11 protein-coding genes and 4 pseudogenes are annotated in these 10,903 nt (G+C 56.6%); 6 read left to right on the top strand and 9 right to left on the bottom strand.

The genetic code is table 11. The features are described 5' to 3' along the window. Positions 1-124 (bottom strand): ribbon-helix-helix domain-containing protein (locus tag AC1DM5_RS34785; protein ID WP_477976791.1); only part of this gene is annotated, 124 nt, incomplete at its 3' end. Between the two features lie 218 nt (positions 125-342). Between AC1DM5_RS34785 and AC1DM5_RS34780 the strand changes: the two are divergent. Next, positions 343-555 (top strand): annotated as a pseudogene (locus AC1DM5_RS34780) (IS110 family transposase); the annotation flags it as partial. A gap of 849 nt (positions 556-1,404) precedes the next feature. Here the strand turns inward: AC1DM5_RS34780 and AC1DM5_RS34775 are convergent. The 3 genes from AC1DM5_RS34775 to AC1DM5_RS34765 form a co-directional block, all read right to left on the bottom strand. Continuing rightward, on the bottom strand, positions 1,405-1,863 hold the full coding sequence (locus AC1DM5_RS34775; RefSeq protein WP_477823874.1) for a transposase: 459 nt from the start codon (positions 1,861-1,863) through the stop codon (positions 1,405-1,407). A 579-nt stretch (positions 1,864-2,442) separates the two neighbouring features. After that, positions 2,443-2,787 carry a hypothetical protein gene (locus AC1DM5_RS34770; protein ID WP_477823873.1) on the bottom strand — a complete coding sequence of 115 codons (345 nt, stop codon included), beginning with the start codon at positions 2,785-2,787 and terminating at the stop codon, positions 2,443-2,445. Positions 2,788-3,028: 241 nt separating this feature from the next. Next, on the bottom strand, positions 3,029-3,202 hold the full coding sequence (locus AC1DM5_RS34765; protein WP_477823872.1) for a hypothetical protein: 174 nt from the start codon (positions 3,200-3,202) through the stop codon (positions 3,029-3,031). Between the two features lie 256 nt (positions 3,203-3,458). Here AC1DM5_RS34765 and AC1DM5_RS34760 point away from each other — a divergent pair, with 256 nt between their 5' ends. Continuing rightward, on the top strand, positions 3,459-4,847 hold the full coding sequence (locus AC1DM5_RS34760; RefSeq protein WP_477823871.1) for an enoyl ACP reductase FabMG family protein: 1,389 nt from the start codon (positions 3,459-3,461) through the stop codon (positions 4,845-4,847). A 144-nt stretch (positions 4,848-4,991) separates the two neighbouring features. Next, positions 4,992-5,270 (top strand): annotated as a pseudogene (locus AC1DM5_RS34755) (transposase); the annotation flags it as partial. Between the two features lie 230 nt (positions 5,271-5,500). Here the strand turns inward: AC1DM5_RS34755 and AC1DM5_RS34750 are convergent. Next, positions 5,501-6,511, bottom strand: a complete 1,011-nt coding sequence (locus AC1DM5_RS34750) for a ketopantoate reductase family protein (protein WP_477823870.1) — start codon at positions 6,509-6,511, stop codon at positions 5,501-5,503. Positions 6,512-6,607: 96 nt separating this feature from the next. Between AC1DM5_RS34750 and AC1DM5_RS34745 the strand changes: the two genes are divergently transcribed. Beyond that, positions 6,608-6,841 carry a hypothetical protein gene (locus tag AC1DM5_RS34745; protein WP_477823876.1) on the top strand — a complete coding sequence of 78 codons (234 nt, stop codon included), beginning with the start codon at positions 6,608-6,610 and terminating at the stop codon, positions 6,839-6,841. On the opposite strand, the pseudogene AC1DM5_RS34740 reads toward AC1DM5_RS34745, so the two are convergent. Together AC1DM5_RS34740 and AC1DM5_RS34735 are read right to left on the bottom strand one after the other, a co-directional pair. After that, a pseudogene (locus tag AC1DM5_RS34740) lies at positions 6,766-7,067 on the bottom strand (four-helix bundle copper-binding protein); the annotation flags it as partial. The gene AC1DM5_RS34745 and the pseudogene AC1DM5_RS34740 overlap by 76 nt on opposite strands. A 136-nt stretch (positions 7,068-7,203) precedes the next feature. Continuing rightward, entirely contained in the window at positions 7,204-7,560 is a 357-nt protein-coding gene (locus AC1DM5_RS34735; protein ID WP_477823869.1) for a hypothetical protein, read from the bottom strand. A gap of 413 nt (positions 7,561-7,973) precedes the next feature. On the opposite strand from AC1DM5_RS34735, the pseudogene AC1DM5_RS34730 reads away from it, so the two are divergent. Beyond that, a pseudogene (locus AC1DM5_RS34730) lies at positions 7,974-8,252 on the top strand (alpha/beta fold hydrolase); the annotation flags it as partial. Between the two features lie 6 nt (positions 8,253-8,258). On the opposite strand, the gene AC1DM5_RS34725 reads toward AC1DM5_RS34730, so the two are convergent. After that, positions 8,259-9,377 (bottom strand): alkene reductase, encoded by a 1,119-nt coding sequence (locus AC1DM5_RS34725; RefSeq protein WP_477823868.1) that lies wholly within the window; start codon positions 9,375-9,377, stop codon positions 8,259-8,261. Positions 9,378-9,531: 154 nt separating this feature from the next. Between AC1DM5_RS34725 and AC1DM5_RS34720 the strand changes: the two genes are divergently transcribed. Continuing rightward, the gene (locus tag AC1DM5_RS34720) at positions 9,532-9,891 is read left to right on the top strand and encodes a winged helix-turn-helix transcriptional regulator (protein ID WP_477823867.1); all 360 of its coding nucleotides are present in this window, start codon (positions 9,532-9,534) and stop codon (positions 9,889-9,891) included. A 14-nt stretch (positions 9,892-9,905) separates the two neighbouring features. On the opposite strand, the gene AC1DM5_RS34715 is transcribed toward AC1DM5_RS34720, so the two are convergent. After that, complete coding sequence (locus tag AC1DM5_RS34715; protein ID WP_477823866.1) at positions 9,906-10,784, bottom strand: MBL fold metallo-hydrolase; 879 nt, start codon at positions 10,782-10,784, stop codon at positions 9,906-9,908. Positions 10,785-10,903 lie beyond the last annotated feature (119 nt).

The raw sequence follows: 10,903 nt of genomic DNA, 5'->3' as shown, positions 1-10,903 counted from the left end.
TCCCATAACCACGTCCCGCGACCTGCTCATCAACGAAGCTCTTAAGGTGGTCGGGGAGAGAAATGTTCATTGTGCTCATATGAATACATATAGCTCCAATGGCAAAATTTGGCAAGATTGACATCTTTCTTCTAAGACGGCCTAGACGATGAGCATCGAGCTGAATCGAATTTTTGGCCATTGGTTATTAGCTCTGTCGGCGTGTGTGGCAGCCCGCCCCCCAAGGACCACCGTTCGGCTTTTGGCTGCCTTGGGCCATCCTCCGATTCTGATAACATTCGCTCACAAGGTCGGCCCAGCCGCCTTGAGATCCCATCAGGGGTGAGTAGCGGCCTGCACCGCAGAGAACTCGATCGCCTCGAATTGTTGCTCACACAAATCAAGGCTGTAGAAGCAGAGCGAGATGCCTTGATCGTCAACGAGACGTCGGAGACACCGAAGGAAGCGACCGCTCTTTTGGGCATCAAAGGAATAGAGCCGGAATTCGCTACGATACTTTACACGGAAGGGCTGTTCCGACACTTCGACAACCGACGCCAAATCGCATCGACGGCACGCCATTAATCGACGGGATTGACCGGCTCCCTGGCATGTTTTCGACGGCCGAAGGCATCGTGTGGGTCGTCCGGGGCGGGCCGTCAATGAAGTTTGATGGTTTATATCAAACGCTGAATGGCGGGGTGGCGACGGGAGAGGCACGGGGGGCTCGCTTGAAAAGACGTTCACTCGAACAGAGAAGTTGGATTATTCAGCGCCGAACCGCCTGAGCATCAATCTCAGTTTGGCGTTTTCCTGACGGAGCTTTACGATCAAGAGCCTCTTCAGCCGACGGTTTTCTGCGTCGAGCGCAACAAGGTCTTCCTCGTCATCGCGCGATCGCGAAATTTCGAAGCAAGCGTCGGAAGCAGTCCACTCTTGGAAGGGTGCGCGCTTACTGCGCATGGAAGAACGGTTGGAACTCTTCGCGTCACCTGCAGTCCGACGATGGTCGTCTGCGGACGCCGCAATCGCCGGAAGTTCCTGCGGAAGGCCTTTTAAGGGTTCACTATCCGCGTCGCGTAAGATCGTCGGCCCAACTGGGGCTTGAAGATCGTGCTCAATTGGAGCGCGAGGCTCATGCGAAGATGCGCTGGCTTCGATCGGAGCTGGATCGTTGACGGTGGATTTCGGATCGGACCGGGCCGCATCAGGCAAAACGCCGTCTGCCTCAATCTGCTGCGCAACGGCCTGCAGATCGAGATTGCCCCAGATGGATGGAGGTCTCGCTTGGGTTTGCCGCCGAGTCTTGTATTCGACAACGAAGTTGCGCTGTGGTGTTCTCATCGTTCCTCAGCTTCATATCGATTGCGCGAGCACAGTGACCACTGCCCCGTTGATGGTGTCATCTCAAACATGAAGCCTTGCCTAGTTCATCCCTAGCCGCTTGCGCAGCGCGGTATTTTCGGCGCGAAGTTTTTCGGCAAGCAGCTTACGCAGCCGGCGATTTTCTTCCTCAAGCCGGGTAAATTCGGCGAGTTCATCGTCAAATGTGGCCGTGCTCGCGGGCTCTTCAGCAGTCGTCACAGCAACCGCTTTCTTCCAGGTGTAGTAGGTCTGGTCGGATATCGACGCAGCATCCACGGCATCCTTCAATGTTGCGCCACCGGCAATGGTAGCTTCAACCTGCTTGATCTTCTCGCGCTTCTCGTCGTCACTCAGGCCGCGCGCCTTGGGCTTTGCCGTCTTTTGACTGACCGTGTCAGCCTTCCCCGCCGCGGCTTTCTTGGAGCTTGACCGTTTGCCACGAACGGCAGCCGCTGCTTTCTCCGCTTCAGGCTTTGGTGCGGTGCTATCAGGCGCTGTAAGGAGTTCTTCGTCAGCCATCGATGATCCTCATGTTGTTCCACGCGTTTTCGGCCAGGTCGGTGCAGGAGTCAACGTCGCCGCATCACAGACCCCTGATCAGCCTACCTCCGCTAACGGATTGTAGCAGACAGATCGCGAGCGGAACGATTATAGCCCTAATTTTTTAGGGTCGATCGCGATGCGGGCGCTTCAGCGCCGGCAAGGCCTTGCAGCTCTCAAAGAAGCACGTACCAGGCAAAGGGCGCAGCGCGGCCGGAGCCAGTTCGCGCACCGCTTGACCGGTTAAAGAGGGCAGCCGCGGGAGGTGTAGCATAGATAGGCTAATCGGCTTCGTGCCCATCTCGACCCACAGGAAAGGGTGAAGCGCACTCCGAGCTGATGGTACAAGTGTTCTGTCAGACCCGACACAACCATCCGAAAGAGGAAGCGCATCCATGAAGCATTACGCCGGCCTCGATGTCTCGGTCAAAGAAACGAGCGTCTGTATCGTCGATGAAAGCGGGAAGCTATGCCGGGAGAGGAAGGTAGCCTGACGCTGACGATGCAGTGATATCGCGTGCGATATGGGTGTGGCCGGGCTATTTTTCCCGGCCACAATTAAAAGGTCCACGACGTTGACTGCGTAGTTTCAAATTGAAGATGCCAAAGGTCGATCGCCTTTTGCCAAGAAGGCATATCCCGCGGATCTTTAGAGGCATCTTTTGTGGCGGCTAGTTCTTTATACGCTTTCACAAACAAGTTCACGATGGGATTTCCGGAATCAACGTTTTCGGCAACGCGCCCCTCGTCACGCATGCGCTGTTCGTAACCCGCTTGCGCCGAAGCTCTGCCCTGCGCCCAATCGAGCGACGATTTTTCTTCGGGGCTTACGTTGTCGTAGAATGCGATCGCCGCTTTATGAAGTGCGGCAATACCAGTTCCAGTCGGATCGGCGGCGAACACTGCATGCGGTGTCGCGAGCCGTGCGGACGGTTTTCGGGCCTATTTCGTGCGAAAACACGAGAACGATCGGTTCGAAATGTCTTGAGGTATCCCATTTCATTATTGGCCCTCTAGGACAATCGTTGATGGAAAGTTGCAACCTCTACCGCAATTCGGCGGACAAATAATGACATCCGATGAACCGCGTCTCCGGCGACCCTCCACTCTTGCTGTCCAGAAAAGAGCGCGGAAGAAATCCCCCTCACGGCGCAAGGCATTCCTCGCAGATCCCGCAGCCATCATCGTCCATGAACGAGCGGGATCGGCCGCAACAGAGACAGGTCACCGCGCCGTCAACAAAACACTCGTCGCGTTCAGGTGGAAGGATTTCGATTTCGTTGGTGGCGATGAGTTCAGTCTTAAGATCGTCGTCCATCTCGAGGCTCCAAATCGAGGTTACACTTGAGATAGGAAGCCACTTGCGGCTGACAAGAAGAGCGTCCGACACGGCAGCTTGGAACGCGCATCAAATGCCGATATGGGCTTGCCGCTGCCTACAGCAGCTTGAAGAGCAGTGATCTAAGGCCTTTTGAAGCTTCACGTTTCGACATCATCCGTCATTTTAAATGACTTTCCATCGAGGACGGCTGCGTTCAATTAGTCATCAACGACTTTTGGAGCGGTTACTCAACATGGAAAAGCCGATCGCACTGGAGAACATCTCTGAAAACACGGTGTTTCGAAAAGGCGATGTCTTCGTTCTCTTCGGCGAATTGTTCGGTCGCGGCTACGCGACCGGCCTTCTCGACCAAGCCCGGAAAGTCGGAATGCGGATCGTCGGAATTACGGTCGGGCGGCGCGACGAAAAGAATGTCTTGCGGCCTCTCACCGACGATGAGCTCCGTGAAGCGGAAGCAAGGCTCGGCGGAACAATCATAAACGTTCCGCTGATGGCTGGCTTCGATCTCGACGCGCCAGCAGACGGTCCCACGCCTACCGAGCTGCTTGCCGGGCTAACGCTCGAAAGCTGGGAGCGTGAAAGGCTCGACTGGGAATATATAGAAAAATGCCAGGCCGTAGCGACGGCACGGTTTACGGATTCACTGTCGCAGGTCATGACCATCCTCAACGGCATGATTACCGACGGGAGCAACGTTTTCTTTGCCCATACGATGGCCGGAGGCATTCCCAAGGCAAAAGCCTTCCTGGTCGTCGCCAACAGAATCTACAAGGGAACGGGACCCCGACACATGTCGTCGCAAGCCCTGGTCGAAAGCGATATGGGCAAACTGATCCTTCGCAATTTCGACGAGGTGTCGGCAAACACCTTCCGCCATCTTATCGATTTCAGCGCGGCGATCCGGGAGCGCATTGAATCCTCGGGCGGCCAGGTTAGGTACACGGCATATGGCTATCACGGCACGGGTATCCTGATCGACGGAGAATACCGGTGGCAGACATATACGAACTACACTCAGGGCAACGCCAAGATGCGCCTCGAAGGCATTGCCGAGGATGCCTGGGCGATGGGCGTCAAGGCGAGTGTCTACAACTGTCCCGAGATCCGGACCAATTCATCCGACGTGTTCACGGGGATTGAACTGCCTCTCATCCCCCTTCTGCTTGCGCTGAAGAAGGAGAACGGCCGTGGATGGGCGGCCGAACAATGGCGGAAATGCCAAGAGCTTCTGGCGGATGGTTTCACGTTAGATGACGTCATCCGCAAGATCAGCGACCTGCAGGCGAGCGAAGTCATGACCCCATTCTATAACTTCTCCGCGTGGCCGATGCCCAACAACCAGGGACAGGCCGACCTGACGATCGGCACGTCGAACCAGATCACCGCGATGCACCGTGACAGCAAAGTCATGATCAGCGATCTCCTGAGCGCTCTGGTCGTGGAAGCGACCGGGCAACTTATTTTCGGTGCATCGTCTTCACCTTCCGGGCCAGTCCGGTGGCTCAACCACGACATCGTGGCCCGCCGCCTCAATGCTTCCCACGGAGAATACAAGACTACATCGAAAGGAAAAACACGCCGATCGCGTAGTGATGCTGCATCAAGGCTGGAGATTGCCTGACTGTTAAATGGCCATGGGGTCAGGTGCTGCCCAGCGACAATCCCTATGCTGATCTAGCAACATCACCTCATTGTTCGGTCGTTGCGAACGCGGATCCGCCCTTTCAGGGGAGCCGTCGCAGGCATCCAGCATCCTGACTTCCGATTGACGCCAAGACGAAAACAGTCGGGAGAGACCGAGTCGAACGGCAGGACATCGAAATGGGGTGATCGACTTTTGCGAACCTATTTATTCGAGGCTGCGGCCGTGCTCCCCCACCGAACGAAGAAATGGTGCTCACTAAAGGCGTGGGGATTGCGGCTGGCCAAGCGCAGCGGGATGAAAAAGGCTCAGGTTGCCGTGGCTCGGAAGCTCGCTGTCATTCTCCACTGCATTTGGGTCGACGGCACGACTTTCGAATGGAGCGCCGGAAAAGAAGCATAGAAATCTCTTATTTGTAGGCCTTCGAGCGGGTCTGCAAAGTCCCCGCCGGGACGGTGGTTGCAGTGACTTCGTTGATTAAGCTGGAAATGGCGACGCCGAATTCCGTTCCACACGTCGAAGCACTGGACCCGAACATCGTCATGAGGCTATGACCTCGGAAAGGACCATGCCCCCAGCAAGGATGCTGCAGGCGCTTGACAGCCATCCGCAATTAAAGGGCGTAAACACAGCTAGGCCGCGTTCGCTGGCTCAATCCGGCTTCTGAAATGAGCGATCGCCGTGATCGCCTGCGTAACCGGCATCGATATTCCTCGGCGCTGTGCCAGTTCGATGACTGCATCGCATATCGACGCGAGCTCAAGCCGATTTCCCTTCTCCAAATCCTGCAGCATAGAAGTTTTGACGTCTCCCAGCACACGCCCGGTTTCAATAATCTCCTCCGGATCAACCTCAAGGGTCGCCCCATACTCGTCAATCACGGGAATAACTTCGCGAAGCATTTGTCGGCTGACATCGGCCAAATAATGGTTCCCAAAATTCTCGCGTAGGGTCGCCCCCGTGATCGCGGTTACCGGATTGGAGATGAGATTTCGGACAACTTTCGTCCAAACGGCGTCTCGGATCCGGACAGCGACCCGCGTATCAATACCCGCCGTATTGAGGGCGCTTGCCAGTTCTCCAACTCGCGTGGTGAGCCTGTCATCGAGCTCGCCGATGGTCATCTGCAAAGGGTTTAAAGTCCGCGCAGTTCCCCAATGCAGTCGCTCCGCCGTTATGATTGTAGTTGCTCCAACAACCTGCCTCGAAGGGATCAGTCTTTTCAGATCGCCGTTGGGATCGACCGACGTTATAATCGGACCGTTCCAGTCGCCACCCTCGCCGTCGAAGTACCACCACGGGATGCCGTTGACGACAGGTATAACCATCGTTTCGTGTGTGATAAGTGGCTGCAAAGAAGCCACCAGTTCCGGCAGGTCATGAGATTTTGCGCACAGGAATAGAACCCGCTGTGGACCAAAATCCCTCGCCTGGCCAACCTCCACCTGGGATCGGTGATCCCCTTCCCTGTCCAGGAGACGCAAACCATTTTCCCTTATCGAAGCCAGGCTTCCACCACGCGCGACCAATCGTACGCGATACCCGACAATCGAAAATCTCGATGCGATCGTGATCCCTATAGCACCCGCGCCAGCCACGCAGACCGACGGAATTTGATCATTGTCCTGGAAGTGTCGAGACATAATGTTTCTCCTACTGATCCTTGTTGTCGAGGTTGATAGGCGTCAACTCAATTGTGAGGACTGCAGGAAAGCCCGATTTCTTGTTATTCGGTGACCTTGAAGACGGCGACGAATTGCAAGCCGGTCTTGCCGGTGTTCTCGATGATGGAGTCTTGGCTTTCGGGATATGGCCATTTCGCCGGTTCGGAAATCCACCGTCTCGTTGCTCCCATCGAACGTCGTATCAGTGCCGGTAAGACGATAACCACGACGCCGCTGCCCGCACATCTTCTGCAAATGTCCGCACAGGCCTGCATGGAACTGATCTGCGAGCATTCATCTGCGCACTGACGGCAGATTTCGCACAATCTCGACAGACGTGCCTGTGATGAGGCGAACCGATAAGCATCAACTGCGCGCTTGTCCTGCAGACTTCGGCGCAGGCCATCATCAGTGTGAAATGACCATGGCTAATATCGTTTCCAGCGATCCGCATGACCGCGGTGGATAGGCATTCGGAATAACATGCGAGGCAATTGTCAATGCAAGCCTTCCTCTCTGGAAACATCGTCTCCATCGAACTGTCTCCGTTTCTGAGGTGATCGAGATCCAAAGTCGCCACAGCCGCGCGACATGGAGATTTTCGCGTGTTCGTAACAGCAGAACTCGCGGTAAAAAAACCCGGGCTGTTTCAGACCGGGCCGCTTGCTGGGTTAGCGCACCCAGAAAGTAATGCTACCATCCGCAGCCTGCTGGGCATTGACGACGTCGTTGACTTTGACGCCACGCTCACCGAGCCGCTTGACGAGATCCTTGTTGTCTTTGATCGATACCTGGATGTGTTGAACGCCGGCGTCGGTGCGGGGCTGCGGGCCGTCTCGACCGCCCGGCTGGTCCTTGTAGTTCTGATAGTCGTCGATGTCCTTGACGTCGAAATTGTTGTTGAAAGTCTGCAGCGTCTTCTCGATCTGGGCACCATCATTCATACTCAGGCTGTCTGCCCGGCTCACGCCTGCAAAGGCAACCGAAGAAACAACAGCAACCATTGCGATGTTCAGTACGCGGTTCATTGCATTTCCTTCCGATGAATATCATGTGCCGCGACCAAGTCTGCGGCCGTAGGAGTTTTCCTTCATCGCCGGACGTGCGGCGATGTGGAGAGCTTACGGGCGGGTGGAAAGGCAAGAAATCATACAGAGGTCCGTTCGCGCCTAGACAAAGGTTTGGTCACATGATTATTGGATGTCGCGAGAACGGAAGCCGAATCCGTGTCTTTTCGCAGTTATCTGGTTTAGAACGGTTCCCACCGGGCTCCAACTACTACCACTCCACGGTTCGGTCCTGAACCTAGGTATGGTTCCTTGATGCCGTCCGTATGATTTTTCCCCGTATTGGTTCGATCTGTCCTTTCCTAGTCGCACGGAAGCCAAGGTACTGGACGGTGCCAGAATGTGCATCGCTCTCCCTATTTCAGGTGGCGCCAACGCATTACGCTCCCGTTGCCGATCTCTTCCACCAGCAGAAGCTCCAAGCCGACCGGATTTCTTGGAAGTCGAAGCCGAGCTGGTATGTGCTTGCCACCCAGGACCACACTGTGCATCCCGATCTTCAGCGCTGGGTGTCGAGACGAATGAACGCCACGGTGACCCAAGTGGACAGTGGCCATGTCCCGATGCTGTCCCAGCCGGACGTCGTCATCGACGTGATCCGGAAGGCCGCCGCAAGACGGCCTCCATCTCCCACGCTAGCTGGCGGCGACTAAGGCCTATCAAGCTCCGACTGGTTCGTTCGCGGTCTGATAGTCCACGTAGCCCGCGGCTCCGCCGCCGTAGTATGTGTCGGGATTGCTCGGGCTGAGTTTGAGATCGTTGGAGTAGCGCTCGACCAGGTCCGGGTTGGAGATGAACGGCGCTGCAAAGGCAACAGCATCGGCGAACCCATCGGTCACGACCGCATTGCCAGTCTCGAAGGTGTACCCGCCGTTGGCAACCAAGGTGCCTGAATAAATTGGCCGGAAATGCTTGGCGACGCCTTGGCCGAGAACCTCCACAGGTGTCCCGGTCAGATCGCTTATGGGGTTCATCAGCTGCAGATAAGCGAGATTACGCTTCGACAATTGACCGATCAGGTATTCGAAGGTCGCCAGCGTTTCAGTTCCAGCGATGAGATTTCCGAGCCCGGTCAAACCGGGGCTGAGCTTCGCACCAACGCGTCCTGGCGCCCAGGTTTCTATAAGGGCGTCGACAATCTCAAGGGGGAACCGGGCGCGATTTTCAGCTGTGCCGCCATAGTCGTCCGTCCTCTGATTGAGCGCGGCATAGAGGAAGGTCGGGATCAGATAGGTGCTGATGCCATGGAGCTCAACGCCATCGAAGCCAGCAGACTGTGCCAACCGGGCAGCTTTGGCGTAGTCCTCCACCGTCCGGGCGATATCGCTCAGATCCATCGCCCGTGGCGTGACAGTGTCCTGGAAACCGGATGGCGTGTACGCCTTCAATCCCGGGTTCACGGCCGATGGGGCCAGAGGCAGAGCGCCATCGAGCAGGTCTGGATGCGATGATGACCCGATGTGGCCGAGCTGGACGAATATACGCCCTCCGGCCTCGTGGACGGCGTCCGTGACGAGGCGCCACCCATCGGCCTGTTCCTGAGTGTAGAGGCCCGGCACGTTTATGAAGCCGACGCCTTCGCGGCTCGGCCAAGTCCCCTCCGTGAGGATCAGCCCGGCAGATGCGCGCTGTGCGTAATATCGCGCCTGAAGCTCGTTGGGGACGAAGCCGGGATTGTCAGTACGGGCGCGGGTCATGGATGCCATGATGATGCGGTTGGGTAGATCGACGTCGCCCAGGCGGATTGGATCCAGCAAGGGCTGGTTTGGATTGCTCATATCTGTTCACCTATGTTGGCAGCGCTATCCGCGGGTTTGCGCCCGAATGGGGAAGGACGATGCCCGTCGACACCATCGCCGAATTCAAGTAAGACCAAGCATACCAGCGATCCAGTACTGACTATTTCGTAAGTGTCCGAATTTGGAGATCGCAATGACCGAGACGAATTTCCAATGCGGCCTGGAAGCGGCTCTCCAAATCCTTGGGGGCAAGTGGAAGCCGCTCATTCTCTTTCATCTGGCCAGCGGGGCCAAACGCACCGGTCAACTCCGCAGGCTTGTGACCAATGTTAGCGAGAAGATGCTGATCCAGCATCTCAAGGAGCTGATTGATGATGGCGTCATTCGTCGCTTCGACTTCAAGACCGTCCCGCCTCATGTCGAGTACGAGCTGACCGACTTCGGCCACAGCCTGGCCAAAGTTCTCGCCCCGTTGTGCGAATGGGGGACACGTCACTCTTCCGAAGTCGCGATCATCGTCCAAAACCGCCAGCGAGCGTCAGAGCCGGCATAGCGCCGACAAAGTCCTCACCCCGGTAGGAACCGATATGCGGACCCTTTCCGCTCGACATATCCGACTCCTGGATAGGTCCAATGGTATCCGAGCATCCGAAGCTTCTCGTTCGCCACTTTGTCCAGCAAGGCCGCCCTGTTCGAGAGCGCGATCTCGGGTTCGGTGTCGAAGCCGAAATGCCAGCGCGGATTCTCGAACGAAACGATATCGTTCGGGATCACGTCTCCGGCAATGAGGAGGTTTCCGTCGCCTGCCAATTCAAGTGAGATGTGGCCGGGCGTATGGCCGCGGCTGCTGAGGACGTTCATCCCCGAGACGATTTCATCCCCAGGCTTCACCATCGTCAGCCGATCCTTGACGGCGAAGAGGTCACGCTGGGCGCCGCGCGCGAACGCGTGAAGTGGTTTCGGCATCTTCGCCTCATATTCCGGATCCGTCCAGAAAGACCACTCGGCTTCGTTGACGTAGTAACGGGCGTTTGGAAAGAGCAGAGACCCGTCGGCCTTCGTCGTTCCGCCGGAGTGATCGGGATGGGCGTGGGTGAAAACGACCTTCGTGATCGAAGAAGGATCTACGCCAGCCGATGCGAGATTGGCGGCAAGCCTTCCGTCGCTCGGCTGGAAATTGCCGCCCGCCCCGGTATCGATCAGGATAAGGTCGCTACCGTGCCGGATGAGTGGAATGTTCGTCTGAAGCGGAGCGCTGTCGACGCCTCCCCCGAGGCGGCTAAGGATGCGACCGATTTCGTCAGGATGGCCATCGGGCATCAATATGTCGGACGGCAGCGTAATGTACCCGTCACTCAGCACCGTGATGTCGAAGCGACCATGCTTCAATTGGTGAAAGCCATCTGCGAGGACGCCGGGTGGAAGGATGGCCTTATCGGATGTCATAACGATCCCCCGGTAGTATCATCTTTAGGAGTTTGCCGCCTTGTTCGCTTGAATGCGAGCATGTTCCTGTGAGATCTTGTGAGCCTGGTCATCCGGGCCGAGCCAATGCTGCCGCCACT

Source organism: Rhizobium sp. 01T437, assembly GCF_056398505.1.
Note: the sequence above shows the minus strand (reverse complement) of the source record. Positions and strands in the feature narration are given on the sequence as shown.

Coding starts and splice junctions, on each gene's coding strand:
- AC1DM5_RS34775 (WP_477823874.1), bottom strand. CDS start 1,863: ATGGCTGACGAAGAACTCCTTACAGCGCCTGATAGCACCGCACCAAAG.
- AC1DM5_RS34765 (WP_477823872.1), bottom strand. CDS start 3,202: ATGGACGACGATCTTAAGACTGAACTCATCGCCACCAACGAAATCGAA.
- AC1DM5_RS34760 (WP_477823871.1), top strand. CDS start 3,459: ATGGAAAAGCCGATCGCACTGGAGAACATCTCTGAAAACACGGTGTTT.
- AC1DM5_RS34750 (WP_477823870.1), bottom strand. CDS start 6,511: ATGTCTCGACACTTCCAGGACAATGATCAAATTCCGTCGGTCTGCGTG.
- AC1DM5_RS34735 (WP_477823869.1), bottom strand. CDS start 7,560: ATGAACCGCGTACTGAACATCGCAATGGTTGCTGTTGTTTCTTCGGTT.
- AC1DM5_RS34725 (WP_477823868.1), bottom strand. CDS start 9,377: ATGAGCAATCCAAACCAGCCCTTGCTGGATCCAATCCGCCTGGGCGAC.
- AC1DM5_RS34720 (WP_477823867.1), top strand. CDS start 9,532: ATGACCGAGACGAATTTCCAATGCGGCCTGGAAGCGGCTCTCCAAATC.
- AC1DM5_RS34715 (WP_477823866.1), bottom strand. CDS start 10,784: ATGACATCCGATAAGGCCATCCTTCCACCCGGCGTCCTCGCAGATGGC.